Source organism: Micromonospora sp. HM134, assembly GCF_007833915.1.
Taxonomy (GTDB): Bacteria; Actinomycetota; Actinomycetes; order Mycobacteriales; family Micromonosporaceae; genus Micromonospora; species Micromonospora wenchangensis.
Genome location: NZ_CP041061.1, coordinates 2,003,245 through 2,020,686, shown reverse-complemented (window position 1 = coordinate 2,020,686; position 17,442 = coordinate 2,003,245). Strand labels below are relative to the sequence as shown.

At 74.6% G+C, this 17,442-nt stretch carries 15 protein-coding genes; 10 read left to right on the top strand and 5 right to left on the bottom strand.

The genetic code is table 11. The features are described from left to right. Positions 1 to 57: 57 nt before the first annotated feature. The 3 genes from FJK98_RS09270 (at position 58) to FJK98_RS09260 (ending at position 2,472) form a co-directional block, all read left to right on the top strand. Complete coding sequence (locus FJK98_RS09270; RefSeq protein ID WP_145918649.1) at positions 58 to 762, top strand: 4'-phosphopantetheinyl transferase superfamily protein; 705 nt, start codon at positions 58 to 60, stop codon at positions 760 to 762. 71 nt (positions 763 to 833) lie between these two features. After that, on the top strand, positions 834 to 1,115 hold the full coding sequence (locus tag FJK98_RS09265; RefSeq protein ID WP_240762710.1) for a phosphopantetheine-binding protein: 282 nt from the start codon (positions 834 to 836) through the stop codon (positions 1,113 to 1,115). Positions 1,116 to 1,158: 43 nt separating this feature from the next. Continuing rightward, positions 1,159 to 2,472, top strand: coding sequence for a glycosyltransferase family 2 protein (locus tag FJK98_RS09260; protein ID WP_145918648.1), 1,314 nt, complete (start codon positions 1,159 to 1,161; stop codon positions 2,470 to 2,472). A gap of 66 nt (positions 2,473 to 2,538) precedes the next feature. On the opposite strand, the gene FJK98_RS09255 is transcribed toward FJK98_RS09260, so the two are convergent. From FJK98_RS09255 to FJK98_RS09245, 3 genes are all read right to left on the bottom strand, one after another. Beyond that, positions 2,539 to 3,774, bottom strand: coding sequence for a beta-ketoacyl synthase (locus FJK98_RS09255; RefSeq protein WP_145918647.1), 1,236 nt, complete (start codon positions 3,772 to 3,774; stop codon positions 2,539 to 2,541). A 70-nt stretch (positions 3,775 to 3,844) separates the two neighbouring features. Next, entirely contained in the window at positions 3,845 to 4,105 is a 261-nt protein-coding gene (locus tag FJK98_RS09250; RefSeq protein ID WP_145918646.1) for an acyl carrier protein, read from the bottom strand. Between the two features lie 169 nt (positions 4,106 to 4,274). Continuing rightward, complete coding sequence (locus FJK98_RS09245) at positions 4,275 to 5,558, bottom strand: cytochrome P450 (protein ID WP_145918645.1); 1,284 nt, start codon at positions 5,556 to 5,558, stop codon at positions 4,275 to 4,277. Positions 5,559 to 5,745: 187 nt separating this feature from the next. Between FJK98_RS09245 and FJK98_RS09240 the strand changes: the two genes are divergently transcribed. The 7 genes from FJK98_RS09240 (at position 5,746) to FJK98_RS09210 (ending at position 13,002) form a co-directional block, all read left to right on the top strand. Then, positions 5,746 to 6,291 carry an RNA polymerase sigma factor gene (locus FJK98_RS09240; RefSeq protein WP_145918644.1) on the top strand — a complete coding sequence of 182 codons (546 nt, stop codon included), beginning with the start codon at positions 5,746 to 5,748 and terminating at the stop codon, positions 6,289 to 6,291. Continuing rightward, a complete protein-coding gene (locus FJK98_RS09235; protein WP_145918643.1) occupies positions 6,288 to 7,049 on the top strand; it encodes a hypothetical protein in 762 nt (253 codons plus the stop codon). The genes FJK98_RS09240 and FJK98_RS09235 overlap by 4 nt, the downstream gene beginning before the upstream one ends. A gap of 314 nt (positions 7,050 to 7,363) precedes the next feature. Then, positions 7,364 to 7,753: an iron chaperone gene (locus FJK98_RS09230; RefSeq protein WP_145922657.1), complete on the top strand. Its 390-nt coding sequence runs from the start codon at positions 7,364 to 7,366 to the stop codon at positions 7,751 to 7,753. 57 nt (positions 7,754 to 7,810) lie between these two features. Further along, positions 7,811 to 8,257: a hypothetical protein gene (locus FJK98_RS09225; RefSeq protein WP_145918642.1), complete on the top strand. Its 447-nt coding sequence runs from the start codon at positions 7,811 to 7,813 to the stop codon at positions 8,255 to 8,257. Between the two features lie 95 nt (positions 8,258 to 8,352). After that, complete coding sequence (locus tag FJK98_RS09220; protein WP_145918641.1) at positions 8,353 to 10,611, top strand: catalase; 2,259 nt, start codon at positions 8,353 to 8,355, stop codon at positions 10,609 to 10,611. A gap of 115 nt (positions 10,612 to 10,726) precedes the next feature. Then, complete coding sequence (locus tag FJK98_RS09215; protein WP_145918640.1) at positions 10,727 to 11,167, top strand: hypothetical protein; 441 nt, start codon at positions 10,727 to 10,729, stop codon at positions 11,165 to 11,167. 176 nt (positions 11,168 to 11,343) lie between these two features. Further along, positions 11,344 to 13,002: a lectin gene (locus FJK98_RS09210; RefSeq protein ID WP_145918639.1), complete on the top strand. Its 1,659-nt coding sequence runs from the start codon at positions 11,344 to 11,346 to the stop codon at positions 13,000 to 13,002. A gap of 192 nt (positions 13,003 to 13,194) precedes the next feature. Here FJK98_RS09210 and FJK98_RS09205 read toward each other — a convergent pair whose 3' ends face one another. Together FJK98_RS09205 and FJK98_RS09200 are read right to left on the bottom strand one after the other, a co-directional pair. Further along, the gene (locus FJK98_RS09205; RefSeq protein WP_145918638.1) at positions 13,195 to 14,109 is read right to left on the bottom strand and encodes an NAD(P)-dependent oxidoreductase; all 915 of its coding nucleotides are present in this window, start codon (positions 14,107 to 14,109) and stop codon (positions 13,195 to 13,197) included. Between the two features lie 112 nt (positions 14,110 to 14,221). After that, complete coding sequence (locus tag FJK98_RS09200) at positions 14,222 to 17,422, bottom strand: AAA family ATPase (protein WP_145918637.1); 3,201 nt, start codon at positions 17,420 to 17,422, stop codon at positions 14,222 to 14,224. Positions 17,423 to 17,442: the final 20 nt, after the last annotated feature.

Below are 17,442 nucleotides of genomic sequence, written 5' to 3'. Positions count from 1 at the left end.
GCAAATCGCCGCCGCCGGCCGGGCCGCGCGGCGGACGACGGGGCTAGGGTACGACCCATGCGGGAGACCGTCCGGATCTGGATCCTGTCGGCCCGGCCCGGCCCGGACGAACTGGCCCGGTACGACGCGGTGCTCACGGCCGGCGAGCGCAGCCGGGCCGCGGCGCTCGGCCCGGCCGCCGCCCGGGACCGGTTCACCGTGGCGCACGGGGCGCTGCGGCTGCTGGTCGGCGCGGCCCTGGGCGTCGCCCCCGGACGGCTCGCCTGGCGGCGGGGGCGACACGGCAAGCCGACGTTGACCGAGCCCCGGGGCGGGCCACAGACCAGCCTGTCGTACTCCGACGACCTGGTCGCGGTGGCGGTGGGCGGTGACCGGGCGGTGGGGGTCGACATCCAGCACGTGACGCCGGGCCGGGACCCGGTGGCGCTGGCCGCCCGGTTCTTCGCCGCCGGGGAGGCCCGGCACGTCGCCTCGGGGCCGGACGTCGCCGGCCGGGCCGACCGGTTCGCCCGGCTGTGGGCCCGCAAGGAGGCGGTGGTCAAGGCGGCCGGGGAACGGCTCTGGCCGTACCTGGCGCTGCCGGTGCACCGGGGCGACGTGGTGGCCTGCGGCGACCCGCCGGGCGTACACCGGGTCACCGACGTCGCGACCCCGGCCGGCTACCGGGTCGCGGTGGCCCTGACCGGCGACGCGCCCTACGACACGGCGTCGTTCCACGGCCTCGACGGGCCGTCCGGACCGGTCCCGCGACCGGCCGGCTGAAGATCGCGACAGCCGTTGACACCCGCCGATCATGTTTGCTCTGATGGCTCCATGTTGGAGCGTGCGGTCCAGTGATAGAGCCCGACACGACCACCGCGCCGGAGCTGCGCGCGCAGGTCGTCGACACGATGGTCGCGCTGCTGACCCGGATGCTCCGACCGGAGGCCCCGGTCACCGTCGGCACGCAGCTCATGGACGAGCTGGGCCTCAGCTCCTCCCTCGCGCTGGAGCTGCTGCTCGAGATCGAGGACGAGCTGGAGATCCAGATCGACGTCGAGGATCTCGACGAGGACCGGATGGCCACCGTCGGCGACCTGGCCGACTACATCAACCAGCACTGCACCCCCCGCTGACGGCCCGCGACAGGGGCCGGCCGGTATCTTCCGAAGGAGTTCCATGGACCGGCCCCGCCTGAGCGTGGTGATCCCCGCCCACAACAACGCCGTCGCGCTCGACACGACGGTGGCGTCGCTGACCCGGCAGACCCTCCCGGCGCAGGAGTTCGAGGTCATCGTCGGCGACGACGGTTCGGCCGTCCCGCTGGCCCCGGTCGTCGAACGCTACGCCGACCGGCTGCGGATCGCCTGCGTGCGCAGCGAGACCAACCGGGGCCGCAGCGCCAACCGCAACGCGGCGGCGGCCCGCGCCCAGGCCGACATCCTGATGTTCCTGGACGCCGACACGGTCGCCCACCCCACCCTGCTGGCCCGGCACCGCGACCACCACGCCGCACGCGGCGGCCGGCCCGGGGTCCTGCTCGGCCAGCGCTACGACCTCGACTGGGCCGGTGCGGACGCGCTGCGCCGGGGCGAACCCGTCGGCCCGGAGCTGCTGGACGCCGAGCGGAGCGACCCACGGCTGGAGGACATCGCCCACCCGCAGCGCATCCGCGACTTCCCCAGCGCGCCCTGGGTGCTGGGCCTTACCCACAACGCCTCGGTCGACCGGGAGTCGTTCCTGCGGGTGGCCGGCTTCGACGAGGCGATGGTCAAGTGGGGGTTCGAGGACCTGGAGTTCTTCTACCGGGTCTTCCACCTGCACGGGGGCCGGCCCGACCTGTTCGAGCTGGACGTCGAGGCGACGTCGTACCACCTGCCGCACTTCCGCAAGACGTCCAACGGGCTCGCCTCGATGGACAACATGAAGTACCTGCTGCGCAAGCATCTGCGCTACGACGTCGAGGTGCTGTACGCGATCAACACGTTCGGCCGGCACCTGGGCCGCATCCGGCTCTACGGCCAGGCCATCGAGGCGTACCGGCGGGCGGGCCTGGGGCGGCCGGAGGCGCTGCCCGACGCGCTGCGCAAGGAGCTGGCCACCCGTACGGCGCTGGTGATCGGCAACGGGGTGTCCACCCTGGAGCTGGGCCCCGACTCGCAGACCTTCGACCACGACGCCCCGGCCGGGCCGACCAACGCACACCTGATCGGCACGGTGCTCCAGCAGTTCAAGGCCGGTGCGCTCGACGTGATCGTCAACGTCGACCTGTGGCGCTTCCTGCTCCCCGAGGACCTGCCGGCCTTCCTGACCCGGGGGCTGCTCAAGGCCGACCGGATCGAGCTGGTCTGCACCCACGCCCCGGTCGACCAGCGGGCGATGCTGCCGGTGCCCCTCGTGGCCGACCTCGACTACGTGACCGACATGCTGGACCAGCACTTCGCCGTCACCGTCGCCCGGCACGACGGGGCGACCCTGCTCACCGTCCGCTGAGGTCGCCCCGGGCGCGGTGCCGGCAGGGCGCCGCAGCCGCGACCGGGGGTGCGGCCGGGACGACGGTCAGGCCCCGGGCGGGCCGAACACCAGGCTGACGTTGTGGCCGCCGAAGCCGAACGAGTTGGACATCACCGTGGTCACCGCCACGTCACGCGGCTGCTTACGGATGTGGTCGAGGTCGTCGCCCGGGTCGGGGTCGTCGAGGTTGTGGGTCGGCGGGAGCAGACCGCGGCGCAGCGCCTCGACGCCGATCGCCGCCTCGATCACCCCGGAGACGCCGAGCACGTGCCCGGTGACCCCCTTGGTGGAGCTGACCGGCGGGCCCGCCGCGCCGAAGACGTCCCGCAGGGCGGCCACCTCCGCCGCGTCCCCCGCCTTGGTGCTGGTGCCGTGGGCGTTGAGGTAGCCGATGTCGTCGGGGCCCAGCCCGGCGTCCCGCAGCGCCGTGCGCATGCAGTGCGCCGCGCCCGACCCGTCGGGGCGGGGGGTGGTCGGATGGTAGGCGTCGTTGTTCGCGCCCCACCCGAGCAGGTCGGCGCGCCGCCGGGCACCGCGCGCCACCGCGTGCGTGGTGCGTTCCAGCACGAGCACCCCGGCCCCCTCGCCGAGGACGAGACCGTTGCGCCGCCTGTCGAACGGTCGGCTCGCCTCCGTCGGGTCCGACCAGCCGTGGGCGAGCGCGCGGGCGTTGCCGAACGCGTCGGCGAAGGTCGGGAAGAGCGGCGCCTCGCTGCACCCGCAGAGCACCAGGTCGGCCTCGTCGGCGCGCAGGATGCGCAGCGCCTCACCGATCGACTGGGCTCCGGCCGCGCAGGCGGTGCCGATCGACGAGGTGTAGCCCCGGATCCCGTGCCTGATGGCGATCCGCGCCGCGCCCATGTTGGGCAGGGTGCCGGGCAGCATGTACGGGCTGACCCCGAGCCGGCCCCGCTCGGCCCGCGCGAGGACCTGGGTCGCCAGGGTGGACAGGCCGCCGACGCCGGAGACGATCACGGCCACCCGGTACGGGTCGACGTCCCGGCCCACCTCGACTCCGGCGTCGGCCAACGCGTCCCCGGCCGCCCGCAGCGCCATCACCACCGCGCGGTCCACCACCCGGGACTCGGGGCCGGGCAGCACGCTGGCCGGGTCGATGTCCGGGCTGAACGCGGCGACGTCGACGACCCCGTGCACCGGGTGCCCCTCGGGTGGCCGGGTCAGGCCGGACCGTCCCGCGCAGACCGCGTCGAACACCTCGGCGGCGGTGCTGCCGACCGGGCTGACCAGCCCGATCCCGGTCACCGTCACGCCGGCACGCATGCGCGTCCCCCCTCGCCCCGCTGCACCGGACGCTTGATCGACCGCCTCCGGGGCGGCACGGCGGGCACGGTCAGTGTGCCGAGGTGGGCTGGACGCGGCCGGCCACCGTGCGGCAGAACTCGCCGACGGTCATCATCGCCAGTGCCTCGGCCTCGTCGTCGTCGAACGTCACCCCGAACTTGTCCTCCACCCGCACGGCCAGTTCGGCGAGGCCGAGCGAGTCGACGTCGAGACCGGCCGGACCGAACACCGTGTCGTCGTCGGCGCCCTCGATGTCGTACTTCATCTCGGTCAGCGCGGCGAAGAGGAACGCGCGGATCTCATCGGTCATGGTCGGGGTTTCCTTTCCGGAGGTCGGCGTCGGCGGACCCGGCCGCCGGTGGGACACGGGAGGCGTGGCAGTGGCCGGGGACGCGGCCGGGAACCAGGTGCGACGTCGGCGTGACCGTCGCCGCTCTGGTCACCGGAGCAGCCGCTCCGTTTCGATCGACCTTACTCAATCAAGACCGTTGCGCAAGGTCCACCCGGACGGTGCCGCCCGGCCGATCGGCCGCCGGATCGACGACCCGCACCGGGAGCCGATCGTGCCCCCGCAGCATGAGCTGCCGTGGCTCGCCGGGGGTCGCCGCGAGCGCCAGCGCCGGGAACCGGTCGAGCAGCCGGGGCAGGGCGAGCCGCCCCTCCGTCCGGCCGAGCGCCGCACCGACGCAGTAGTGCGGCCCGGCGCTGAACGCCAGGTGCCGGTTGTCCGCCCGGGACGGATCGAACACGTCCGGATCGGGGAACCGTCGCGGGTCCCGGTTGGCCGCGCCGGTCAGCACCAGTGCCGTCCGTCCACGGGGGACGTCCACCCCGGCGACCTCGGTGTCCTCGGCGGCGTAGCGCACCGCGAAGTGCACCGGCGGCTCGTAGCGCAGGATCTCCTCGACGTACGCCGGGGCGAGGGACGGGTCGGCACGCAACGCGGCCAGCGCGGCGGGCCGCGCCAGCAGCAGGGTCAGCCCGCTGCCGAACAGGTTGGCGGTGGTCCGGAACCCCGCGTTGTACGTGACGATCAGGTTGGCCAGCAGCTCCGCCTCCGACAGCTGGTCGGGGCGTTCGGCGCGGAGGCGGGCCAGCGCCGAGACGAGGTCGTCGCGGGGTTCCGCCCGGCGGGCGGCGAGCAGCATGGTGAAGTACCCGGCCAGTTCCTCGGCGGCGCGGTTGGCGGCGCGGATCTCCCGGAACGAGCGCGGCCCGATCTCCAGCACCGCGTCGAACGCCCGCACCCGGGACGGGAACCAGGCCCGGTCGGAGTGCGGCACCCCGAGCAGCTCGCCGACGACGGCGCTGGGCAGCGGCAGGGCGAACGCCGCCATGAAGTCCACCGGCCGGCCGGCCGCGCCCGCCTCGGCGAGCCCGTCGAGCAGCCCGTCGGTGATCCGCACGATCGCCGGTTCCAGGGCGGCGACCCGGCGGGCGGTCAGCGCCTGGCCGAACAGGTGACGCACCCGCGCGTGGTCCTCGGCCGGGGCGTTGAACATGCTGGCCTGGAGGGTCCGCAGCACCGCGTGGTCACGCCAGCGGACGCCGGCGCGGTCCAGGTACTGCGCGTCGAGCACCCGGAAGACCGGGTCACGCAGCACCCGCTGGGCCGCCTCGTACCCGTGGACCACCACCGCGTGCGGTGCCGTCGGGGCGAGCGCGACCGCCTCCCCCAGCTCGTGCAGCCGGGCATAGTACGGGTACGGATCGCGTCGGACCTCGTCACCGAGCAGCTCGTCGAGGGATACCGGGAACCCCATGGCGCTCCTCGTACGGCGGGCACGGGCGGAGGATGCCGTGACGATAGACGCATCGACGGCGGCCTGTCCACGGTCGGCCTCCCGTCGGACCGGCTCGGCCTCCCGCCGGGCCGGTGCCGGACCTGGGTGTGACAGTGGGGACGCCGCCGGACAGGTAGGGGGTGGAACGGCCGACCGAGAGGTGCACATGAGCAGTGCTGATGACGGCGTACGGGAGCGACGATTCCGCTCCCTGCACGCCGCGACATACCCGGACCTGCTGCGGTTCGTCCAGCGGCGGGTCCCACCCAGCGAGGCCGAGGACGTCGTCTCGACGGTCTTCCTCACCGCCTGGCGACGGTTCGACGACCTCCCCGCCGACGCCCGTCCGTGGCTGTTCGGGGTGGCCCGCCGCACGATGGCGAACCACACCCGGGGCTGGCTGCGTCGGCAGGCCCTGGACGTGCGGCTGGTGGCGGCGGACGGGCCGGCGTACGGGGACGACACGGTCGACGCCGCCGCCCGGATCGACCTCGACCGGGCCTGGCGCAGCCTGCGACCCGCCGACCGGGAGGTGCTGGCGCTGGTGGCGTTCGACGGGCTGACCGCCGGGCAGGCGGCCACCGTGCTGGGCTGCCGCCGTTCGACGTTCGCCATGCGGCTGGGCCGGGCCCGGGAACGCCTCCGGGCCGCGCTGGAACCGGCCGCCGCCCGCCCGCACGCCCTCACCGTCTTCAAGGAGCAGCAGTCATGACGGATCTGGAACGCCTCGCCGCGTTGGACCCGGCGCGTGGGGTCCAGCCGACCCCGGCCGACTGGGAACGGGCCACCGCGGTCGTCGACGGGATCGTCGCGGGCCGGGCCGTCGCCCGCCCCGCACCGGCACGCCGCACGGTGACCAGGCGCGGGGTGGTCGGCCTGGTCGCCGCCGGGGCGCTCGCGGTGGTGGGTGCGGTCGCGGTGCCCGCGCTGCTACCTGGGCCGATGGACCGGGCCTTCGCCTCCTGGACCCCGGTGCCCGGCGCGCTCACCGGCGAGCAGGTCATGCCGCAGGCCCGCCGGTGCGCCGAGAGCGGGGTGGGCAGCGACCCGGGGGCACCGGTCGGCCCCTCCGACGTGCTCCTGGCCGAACGTCGGGGGGTGGCCACCCTGCTGATCCAGCGGCGTGGCTCGGGCGTGATCGAGTGTATGAGCGTGGACGACGGCCGGCCGGCCGCGATGACGTTGGCGGACGGCCCCCTGCCGCCCCCCGCCGCCGGCACCGTCAACGTCGAGACACGCAGTTCGGTCGGCTCCGGCCGCGACCAGTACTCCAACGCCGTGGGTCTGGTCGGCCCGTCGGTCACCGGCGTCGACCTGGTCCTCGCCGACGGCAGGACCATCCGGACCAGCACCGGGGGCGGGTGGTGGGCCGCGTGGTGGCCGGGGCCGGAGGGCGGCGAGGTCGGCAGCATCACGGTGGTCGTGCACCGCCCCGCCGGCTCCACCACCCACCGGATCGAGGACCTGTGACCGGCGGCCCGGCGTACGGCGTGGTGGGCAACGCCGTACGCCGGGCCGGCGGACCGCCGGTGCCGCGCGGGGCGGGCCGGCCCGCGCGGTGCGCCGGCCGCCGTCGGGTGGGCGGGTCGGGCCCGGCCGGTCAGGAATCGAGAAGCCGTCGGCCCGCGCCCGGTCGTAGCCTTCTCGCAGGTGGCCGGCAGGGTGCCGCGCCCCGTCCGACCAGCGAGGGAGACCGCGTGGCCACGAAGAAGCCGACCACCACGTCCGACGGCGACACCAGCGGGGAGGCCGGTGACGGGTTCACCGCCGAGGAGCGGGCCGCGATGCGGGAACGCGCCGCCGAGTTGCGGGCCGAGGGGCGCAAGGGCGCCAAGAAGGCCGACGGCATGCAGGCGGTCCTGGACCGGATCGCCCAGATGGCCCCGGCGGACCGGACGCTCGCCGAGCGGGTGCACCTGACGGTCAGTACGGCGGCTCCGCAGCTGTCGCCGAAGACCTGGTACGGGATGCCCGCGTACGCCAACGAGGACGGCAAGATCGTCGTGTTCTTCCAGGACGCCGGCAAGTTCAACTACCGGTACTGCACCCTCGGCTTCCAGGAGGCGGCCCACCTCGACGACGGCGACCTGTGGCCGGTGTCGTACGCCCTGCGGGCGTGGAGCCCGGAGGTGGAGAAGCGGGTCCGGGACCTGGTGACCACGGCGGTCTCCTGACGGCCGCCGGTCGGGCGGGGCGGGTGTCAGCGCCCCGCAGGCGGGTAGGCGGGGTGGATGACGCCCACCAGCAGAGCCCTGATCGCCGGTGCGGCCGGCGCGTCCGCCCTCAACGCCGTCACCTACCTCGACATGGCGCTGCGGGCCCGGCCGGCCAGCAGCGCCGCCGAGGACAGCGCCGGCCGGCTCGCCGACCTGGCCCACGTCGACCTCGGCGACCAGCGTACGGCCGCGAACCGCCGGTCCGGGCTCGGGCCGCTGCTGGGCTACGCCACCTCGGTGGCCGCCGCGGCGGGGTACGCGGCGGCGGGCGGTCGCCGGCTGCCGCTGGCCGTGTCCGCCCTGGCGCTGACCGGCCTGGCGATGGTCGGCTCCAACGGCCCGCTGACCCTGCTGCGGGTGACCGATCCCCGGACCTGGTCGGCCACCGACTGGATGACCGACCTGGTGCCGCACCTGGCGTACGGCGCGGTCACCGCCGTCACCCTGCGCGCGCTGCGCTGATCACGGGTGACGGCCGGCACCGGTGTGTTTTGCGCCAGGATGCCCGGGTAGGGGAGGAACACCCGATCCCCGCTCCGCGAAGAGGTGCCACCCAGATGGAATCCCGCAAGCCGACCGAGGTCGTCAAGGACGTGGTGGACGCCGCAGCCGAGAAGGTGTCCCACCTGATGACCCCCGAGGTCCCCGGAGCGCCGGGCAGCGCTCCGCCGACCGTCGACGAACCCACCACCCCGCACGACCCGCTGCCACCCAGGAAGGAGCAGGGCGCACCGCAGACGCGTACCCCGACCGGCGCGGCCACCGGCGCACCGACCGTCGCCAACGGCCAGCAGGGTGCGTTCCTCACCACCTCGCAGGGTGCCCGGCTGCGCGACACCGACCACTCCCTGAAGGCCGGCCCGCGCGGCCCGACGCTGCTCCAGGACCACCACTTCCGCGAGAAGATCACCCACTTCGACCACGAACGCATCCCGGAGCGGGTGGTGCACGCCCGGGGCGCGGGCGCGCACGGCGTCTTCACCGGGTACGGCGCGCAGGAGGTGACCCGGGCCGGTTTCCTGCGCAAGGGTAGGGAGACGCCGGTGTTCGTCCGGTTCTCCACCGTCCTGGGTTCCCGGGGCTCGGCCGACACCGTGCGGGACACCCGGGGGTTCGCCACCAAGTTCTACACCGACGAGGGCACCTTCGACCTGGTCGGCAACAACATGCCGGTCTTCTTCATCCAGGACGCGATCAAGTTCCCGGACATCATCCACGCCGGCAAGCCGCACCCGGACCGGGAGATCCCGCAGGCGCAGAGCGCCCACGACACCTTCTGGGACTTCGTCTCGCTGCACACCGAGGCGCAGCACCACACCATGTGGAACATGTCCGACCGGGGCATCCCGCGCTCGTACCGCACCATGGAGGGCTTCGGGGTGCACACGTTCCGGCTGGTCGACGAGGCCGGGGCGACGGTGCTGGCGAAGTTCCACTGGAAGCCGAAGCTGGGCGTGCACTCGCTGGAGTGGGAGGAGGCGCAGCTGCTCAGCGGCATGGACCCCGACTTCCACCGGCGTGACCTCTACGACGCCATCGAGGCCGGGGCGTACCCGGAGTGGGAACTCGGCCTCCAGGTCTTCCCGGACACCCCGGAGGAGACCTTCGCCGGCATCGACCTGCTCGACCCCACCAAGATCGTGCCGGAGGAGCTGGCGCCGGTGCAGCCGGTCGGGAAGCTGGTGCTCAACCGGACGCCGACGAACTTCTTCGCCGAGACCGAACAGGTCGCCTTCCATCTCGGCCACCTGGTGCCGGGCATCGACGTCACCAACGACCCGCTGTTGCAGGGCCGGCTCTTCTCGTACGTCGACACGCAGCTCACCCGGCTGGGCGGGCCGAACTTCTCGCAGATCCCGGTCAACCGGCCGCACGCGCCGGTCAACGACATGCTCCGCGACGGGTTCCACCAGCACGCCGTGCACGCCGGGGTCGCCCCGTACCGGCCGAACTCGCTCGACGGGGGCAACCCGTTCCCGGCCGGTGACGCCGAGCACGCGTTCGTCGACGTGCCGGTGACCGTGGCCGAGGCCCCGAAGGTCCGCGCCAACCCGGCCTCCTTCGACGACCACTTCAGCCAGGCCCGGCTGTTCTGGCTGAGCATGTCGCCGGTGGAGCGGGAGCACATCGTCCGGGCGTACACCTTCGAGTTGGGCAAGTGCCACCACCAGGCGATCCGGGAACGGCAGGTGCAGTGCCTGGCCAACATCGACCCGGTGCTCTGCGCGCAGGTGGCCACCGGTCTGGGCCTGCCGACGCCGGAGCCGACCGTGCCGCTGGCCGACGTCGCGCCCAGCCCGGCGCTGTCCCAGCTCGGCCGCACCTGGCCGGCCGACGGCCGGACGGTCGGCATCGTGGTCGACGCCGACACCGGCACCGACGACGTCGAGCAGGTACGCCGGGAGGTGTTCGCCGCCGGCATGGTGCCGCTGGTGATCGCCGCGCACGGCGGTACGGTGGGCGGCCTGACGGTGCAGCGGACCTTCGCCACCGGCCGCTCGGTCGAGCTGGACGCGCTGCTGCTGGCCGGGGCCCCCGCGCCGGCACCGGACGCGCTGCCGGCCCGGGACGCGAAGGCCGGCGCGGCGGACGCCGGCGTCGTCGACCCCCGGGTGCTGCTGCTGGTGCAGGAGTGCTGGCGGCACGCCAAGGTGATCGGCGGTTGGGGCGCGGGCGTGCGGGTGCTGGAGCTGGCCGGGGTGGCCGGCGCGGCGGGCGTGGTGGCCGGTGACTCGCCGACCGGCGTGCTCGCCGACGCGCAGACCCTGCTGGCCGCGCACCGGGTCTGGGAACGTTTCCCCGCCTCGGTCTCCTGACCGCACGGCTCGTCGACGGGGGTGTCCGCACCGGACGCCCCCGTCGCGCTCTGCGCATCCGTCCCACCGAGGGCCGCCGATGAACGGGGTTGCCGGAAGACCGTACCGTCGTGCTGTGGCCACCGAGGCAGAGCTCTCCAGCCGTGGTTTCGTGATCATCATGTTGGGCGTCGGCGTACTGCTCTGCTGCGGCGTGCCGGCCGGCAGCGTCTACCTCTACCGCAAGGACACCCGGGACGAGCCCGGCATCCGCGCCGCCGCCGACGCCTACCTGTCCGCCGTGGTCAGGCATGACTACAACGGCGCGTACGACATGTTGTGTGCGGCCGACCGACGCCGGGAGTCGCGGGCGGACTGGCTGGACCGGCCGGCGGCCGGGTACGGGGTGACCGGGTTCCGGATCACCGACGTGACGATCGAGCGTCCGAGCGAGACACCGACCCTGCGGTGGGTGACCGCCGAGGTCACCTATTCGGACCAGGCACCCCGGACGGTGCACCTGAACATCGAGCAGCAGGACGGCGACTGGAAGGTGTGCGGCCCGGACGTACGGTGACCGGCCCCGGCCGCGCGGGCGCGGGCGGTACGGCCGGGCGGTGCGGGCGCGGGCGGCGTGGGCCGACCCCGGGTGCGGTCGACGGGCGCGTATTGACGGCAGATGTCAGACGAATTACGTTTGCGATCGTCGATACATTTCCTATCGTGGCCTGCACCCCGACGAGGAGCGTGCACATGTCCAGACGCAGAATCGCCCTGCTGTTCCCGGTGCTGCTGGCGGCGAGCCTCGGCACCGCGGTGGTCACCGGTGCGGCGGTGCTCAGCAACGCCCCGCCCGCGCAGGCGCTGGAGAACGGCCTGGCCCGCACCCCGCAGATGGGCTGGAACGACTGGAACTCGTTCGGGTGCAACGTCAACGAGACGCTCATCCGGCAGACCGCCGACACGCTGGTCTCCAGCGGCATGGCCGCCGCCGGCTACGAGTACGTCAACATCGACGACTGCTGGTCGACCAAGCAGCGCAACGCCAGCGGCGACCTGGTCGCCGACCCGGCGAAGTTCCCCAGCGGCATGAAGGCGCTCGCCGACTACGTCCACGGCAAGGGGCTGAAGCTCGGCATCTACTCCTCGGCCGGGACGACGACCTGCGCCGGTTACCCGGCCAGCATCAACTACGAACAGCGCGACGCCAACCTCTGGGCGTCCTGGGGCATCGACTACCTCAAGTACGACAACTGCGGCGACCACCTCGGTCGCAGCGGGCAGCAGCGCTACACCGCGATGCGGGACGCGCTGGCGGCCACCGGCCGGAAGATCCTCTACAGCCTGTGCAACTGGGGCCAGGAGAGCGTGTGGACCTGGGGCGCGGCGGTGGGCAACTCCTGGCGCAACACCGGCGACATCGGCGGCAACTGGAACTCCATCATGGGCATCCTCGACCAGCAGGTCGGCAAGGACTCGTACGCCCGGCCCGGCGCGTGGAACGACCCGGACATGCTGGAGGTCGGCAACGGCCCCACCGACACCGAGTCGCGGGCCCACTTCAGCCTCTGGGCGCTGCTGAACGCGCCGCTGCTGGCCGGCAACGACCTGCGCTCCATGTCGGCGGCCACCCGGACCATCCTGACCAACACCGAGGTCATCGCGGTCAACCAGGACTGGGGCGGCCGGCAGGGCTACAAGATCAGCGACAGCGGTGACCTGGAGGTCTGGCGTAAGCCGATGTCCACCGGCGCGGTGGCCACGGTGCTGCTCAACCGGGGTGGCGGCACGGCCACGGTCGCCACCACGGCCAGCGCGCTGGGCCTCGGCAGCGCCTCGTCGTACGCGGTGCGGGACCTCTGGGCGCACAGCAGCTCGACGTCGGGCGGCACGATCAGCGCCTCGGTGCCGGCGCACGGCGCGGCCATGTTCCTGGTGACCGGCGGCGGCACTCCCCCGCCCACCACCCCGCCCCCGACGACGCCCCCACCGACCACTCCCCCGCCGACCACCCCGCCACCGGGCACGACGTCCGCCGTACGCAGTGTCTCCGCCGGCCGGTGCCTGGACGTCAACGGCGCGGCGCAGACCAACGGCGCGACCACCATCGTCTGGGACTGTCACGGCCAGGCCAACCAGTCGTGGACCTCGACCGGCAGCCAGGAGCTGCGGGTCTACGGCACCAAGTGCCTGGACGTCAACAACGCCGGCACCGCCAACGGCACGTCGGTGATCATCTGGGACTGCAACGGCCAGTCGAACCAGAAGTGGCGCTTCAACGCCGACGGCACCGTCACGGCGGTCGGCTCGGGCCGGTGCCTGGACCTGGTGGGCAACGGCACGGCCAACGGCACCCGTACCCAGATCTGGGACTGCAACGGCGCGACCAGCCAGCGGTGGAGTCGCAGCTGACCAGGTGCGCCCGGTAGCCGGGCAGCGGTCGACGACGCGCCGCCGTGGGCACCGCCCCGCGCGGCGCGTGGTCATCCCCGCGCGGCGAGGACCTCGCGCAGCGTGGCCGCGTACCCCCGGCAGCCGCTCCTGCGGCCACGCGGCGGCACCGAGCCGACGGACGGGTGAACGGGCGCGCTCCCGGTGGCGGGGCTAACCCGTGGGGGCGAAGGTGTCGTGCAGCGCCGGTTCCAGCGACCGGCCGGTGGTGGGTTCGACGAACAGCTCGGCCAGCAGCAGGTCGGCGAGGTGGGTGGGGTTGAGGCCCGCCTCCCGGCGCGCGAGGCCGTGCAGCAGGCCACCGCAGCCCAGCGCGGCACGTACGGCGGGGGCGGGTAGGCGGCCGACCCGACGCGGCTGGCCGACGGCGGCGGCGATCCGGGTCAGCATGGTCGCCCAGGTGAGGTTCTCGTCGGCGACCGGGACGTCCGCGTCGCGGGCCTGTTCGAGCGCGTCGGCGGCGACCTCGGCCACGCTGCGCGCCGAGGCGGCGGCGGTGCCGCCGACGGGGACCGCCAGCGGTGCCCGGGACCGTGCCCACCGGTCGAGCGGGCCGGCCCAGTTGGGCAGCCGGTCGCCGGCCCGGCCGAAGACGAACGGCAGCTCCAGGACGGTGACCGGGAGCTGCGGGCCGGCGGCGGCGCGGCCCTCGGCGGCCTGTTCCCGCCGGCACCGGATGTAGACGTGCCGGTCCGCCAGCCGCCACTGCGGATGCCGCCGGTCGAAGAAGGTGTAGTACGACCCGGTCAGGACCGCCCGGGTGAGGCCCTCGGCGCGGGCGGCGGTGAGCAGGCGTACCACCGGGTCGACGAGTTCGCGGCGCAGCAGCGGGTGGATCGGCCGGGGCAGCACCCGCTGCTCGTCGGCCCGGGTGGCGAGGACGACACCGTCGTGGCCGGCGAGCAGTGGCCGCAGGTCGTCGGTGGAGGCGGACTCGACGTCGAGCAGGTGGTCCACACCGGGCCGGGCGGTACGGGCCGCCGTGGTCACCGCGTGCCCCCGCCCGCGCAGCACCTCGACGACGTGCGCGCCGATCAGGCCGCTGCCACCCACCACGAGGATTCTCACGTCTCATCGTCCACTGCGGACCCGGCCGCTTGTCAAGCCACGCTCCCCCGCCGTCGGTCGACGCCGCCCGGTCCCGGTGGCCGCGCCGACGTCCCGCCACCGGCGGGTCGGGTCAGGTCGCCAGTTCGGCGAGGAGCCGCTCGGCCCGGCGGGTGTGCAGGAACGCGCCCCGCTCGGCGGACACCGTCCGGGCCCGTTCGGCGGCGGCCCGGACGACCTCGACCGGCTCGCCCCGCGCCCGCAGCAGCCGGGCCCGCAGCAGGAGCAGCAGCCCCTCCGGGTGCCGCTGGCCGCACGACTCCAGATAGTGGTCGGCCTGGTCGAGCGCGGTCGCGGCGGCGTCGACCGCGCCACCGGCGAGGAGCATCTCGCCGAGGAGACCGTGCCAGGCGGCGACGTCCGAGCGGGGCGGGTCGAGCAGGTGCGCGGCGATGAGCTGCCGGGCCCGGTCCGCGTTGCCGAGCGGGTCCCGGCCGGTCACCGCCAGCGCCCAGCAGCGGGCCAGCCGCTGGTAGGTGCCGAGGAAGACGAACGAGAACCCGGGGTCGACGGCGATCCCCCGGCCGGACGCGCGCAACGCCAGCACCGGATCGCCGACGATCACCGCGATGCGGGTGGCGGCGCACGCCCACACCGTCACCATGTACGGGTCGTCGCCGGCCAGGCCCGCCAGCCCGTCGAGCATGGTCCGGCCGTCGGCCACCGCGCCGTGCAACGTGGTGACCTCGGCCAGCATCGCGGCCATCAGCAGTTGGAGGTCGTGCCGGACGGGGTCCTCGTCCCGGCGCGGAATGTCGAAGATCATGTCCCGGGACCGGTCGAGCCAGCGGACCGCCTCACCGATCTCCCCGTAGTCCCACTGTTGCAGACCCCACGCGTGCAGGCCGCAGGCGAGCACCCACGGGTCGGCGGACTCCTGCCCCCGCTCCAGCAGCCGGCGGGCCAGCGGGGCGCTGCGGTCGAGGTCGATCGCCTGGACCAGGGCGGCCCAGCGGGAGTAGAGGAAACCGGCCGCCTCCCGCTCCCGGCCGAGGTCCCGGGCCAGGTGCTCGGCCCGCTCCAGCAGGTCGGTCACCGAGAAGCCGTACATCGACCGCATCCCGAGGACGGCGGTGAGCTGGGCCAGCGCGGACAGCTCCCACCCGGCGAGACCCGCGCCGCGCGCCACCTGCACCGCCGAGCGCAGCCACCGCTCGGCGACGTCGAGCGCCGACTTGCCCGCCGCGTGCCGGCCCGCGCGGATCAGCGCCTGCGCCGTACGGGCCGGTTCGGCGAGCAGGCCGGCGGACCACAGGTGGTGGGCGAGGCGCTCGACCACCGTCTCGGCGTCCGGGCCGCCCCGTTCGAGCGCGTCCGCTATCCGCAGGTGCAGCCGTCCCGCCTGGGCCGGCCGGGTCGTCGCGGTCACCGCCTCGCGTACCAGGTCGTGGGCGAACCGCAGCGAGAACGGGTCGTCCGGGCGGCTGCGGAGCATGCCGAGCGCCTGCACCGGTTCCAGCAGTTCCAGGCAGCGGTCCAGGTCGAGCCCGGCCGCGCGGGCGAGCAGCCCGAGTTCCACGTCCCGGCCGATCGACGCGGCGATCCGGAGCAGGTCGCGGCTGTCGTCGTCCAGCCCGGACATCCGGTCGATCACCACGTCCCGCACGGTGGCCGGCACGCCCGCGCACCCCCGGGGCCGGTCGGTGAGCAGCCGGGACAGTTCCCGGACGAAGAACGGGTTGCCGGCGGTGCGGGCGAGGATGCCCCGGGTCGACTCCGGGGTGGGCGTCGAGCCGGTCTCCCGGCGGATGAGTTCGGCCACCTCGGTCTCGGTGAGGTTGCCGAGGCGGATCCGCTGGTGGCCGGGGAGCCGGCTGACCGTGGCGAGCATCCGGGACAGCGCGGAGCCCGGGGTGGGGGCGTGGTCGCGCAGCGCGCCGACCAGGGTGGTGCCGGCGGGCAGCCGGGCCGCCAGGTGGCTGATCAGGTGCAGGGACGCGCTGTCGCCCCACTGGAGGTCGTCGAGCGCGAGCACCGTCGGCCGCCGCGCCGAGGCCGCGGCGACGATCGCGACGACCTGTTCGAAGAGCCGGAACGGGAAGCCGTTGTCGGGCAGCACGGGCGCGGCGAGGACGTCCCGGCGCGGCTCCAGCAGGCTGCCCAGTTCCCGGCCGACCGGGGTGTCCCCGGGCATCCCGTCGAGGACGGCGCGGATGGCCTGGACCCACGGCCACATCGCGGGTGCGCCACCGCCGTCGAGGCACTGCCCCCAGACGACGAGCGCGCCGCGCCGCGCCGCCTCGGCGGTGGCCTCCCGGAGCAGCCGGGTCTTGCCGACCCCGGGCTCACCCTGGACGAGCACCAGCGCGGTGCCGCCCGCGAAGGCCGCCGTGGTCGCGTCCCGCAGGGTCGCCAGTTCGCCGGCCCGGCCGACCAGGCCGTCACCGGTCGGGGCCGGCGGCGCGGGTGGCACGGCGGGGGCCGGCAGCGACGTCCGGCCGAGCGCGCGGTGGTACGCCTGGGTCAGCGCCGGGCCGGGGTCGACCCCCAGTTGCTCGGCGAGGTCGGCCCGGACGGCCCGGAACACGGCCAGCGCCTGCGCCTGCTGGCCGGCGGCGGCCAGCGCGGTGACCAGTGCCGCCTGCACCGGCTCGTGCAGGGGCGTCATCGTCGCCGCCAGCCGCAGGGGGGCCAGCACCTGGTGCGGCTGTCCGGCCGCGACGGCCAGGTCGGCGGCGGCGACGGCGGCGGCGAAGAACTCCCCGTCCAGGGCAGCGAAGAGGGCGACGGCGCCGGGCCGGTGCAGGTACCCGTCGCCGGCCGGTCCCCGCCACAGCGCGAGCGCCCGGCAGTACGCGTCGAGGGCGTCGGTGTCCCGGCCCCGGGCCAGGTGGGCGGCGGCGGCCCCGGTGTGCCCACGGAACGCCATCAGGTCGAGCAGTTCCGCCGTGGCGGACAGGCGGTAGCCGGTCGCGTGCCGGTGCAGGTAGGAGCCGACCGCCCGGGGCGGCAGTCCGGGTTCGAGCAGGCGGCGCAGCGCACCGACGTATTTGTGGATGACGTTGACCGCGGTCGCGGGCGCGTCGTCGCCCCAGACGAGGTCGATCAGCTCGGTGGTGCTGACCGGTTCCCCGGCGCGGGCCAGCAGCAGGACCAGCAGGTAGGCCCGCTGGCGGGGGCCGGGGTCCAGCTCGACGTCACCCCGCCGGACGCGCAGCGGGCCGAGGATCCGTAGTCGCAGCGCGCCCTGCGGCCGGGTCCGGTGCCCACCCTCGACGCCATTTCCCGACGACAGCCCCACCACGCCCCGGTGACCCCCGACCGTCGACGACATCGACGCCCCTCAGCTTACGC

Bases quoted from the DNA above. Each gene is read 5' to 3' on its own strand.
- FJK98_RS09225 (WP_145918642.1), top strand. From the start codon at position 7,811: ATGACGCCCACCAGCAGAGCCCTGATCGCCGGTGCGGCCGGCGCGTCC.
- FJK98_RS09270 (WP_145918649.1), top strand. From the start codon at position 58: ATGCGGGAGACCGTCCGGATCTGGATCCTGTCGGCCCGGCCCGGCCCG.
- FJK98_RS09235 (WP_145918643.1), top strand. From the start codon at position 6,288: ATGACGGATCTGGAACGCCTCGCCGCGTTGGACCCGGCGCGTGGGGTC.
- FJK98_RS09220 (WP_145918641.1), top strand. From the start codon at position 8,353: ATGGAATCCCGCAAGCCGACCGAGGTCGTCAAGGACGTGGTGGACGCC.
- FJK98_RS09200 (WP_145918637.1), bottom strand. From the start codon at position 17,422: ATGTCGTCGACGGTCGGGGGTCACCGGGGCGTGGTGGGGCTGTCGTCG.
- FJK98_RS09255 (WP_145918647.1), bottom strand. From the start codon at position 3,774: ATGCGTGCCGGCGTGACGGTGACCGGGATCGGGCTGGTCAGCCCGGTC.
- FJK98_RS09250 (WP_145918646.1), bottom strand. From the start codon at position 4,105: ATGACCGATGAGATCCGCGCGTTCCTCTTCGCCGCGCTGACCGAGATG.
- FJK98_RS09210 (WP_145918639.1), top strand. From the start codon at position 11,344: ATGTCCAGACGCAGAATCGCCCTGCTGTTCCCGGTGCTGCTGGCGGCG.
- FJK98_RS09245 (WP_145918645.1), bottom strand. From the start codon at position 5,558: ATGGGGTTCCCGGTATCCCTCGACGAGCTGCTCGGTGACGAGGTCCGA.
- FJK98_RS09260 (WP_145918648.1), top strand. From the start codon at position 1,159: ATGGACCGGCCCCGCCTGAGCGTGGTGATCCCCGCCCACAACAACGCC.
- FJK98_RS09240 (WP_145918644.1), top strand. From the start codon at position 5,746: ATGAGCAGTGCTGATGACGGCGTACGGGAGCGACGATTCCGCTCCCTG.
- FJK98_RS09230 (WP_145922657.1), top strand. From the start codon at position 7,364: ATGCGGGAACGCGCCGCCGAGTTGCGGGCCGAGGGGCGCAAGGGCGCC.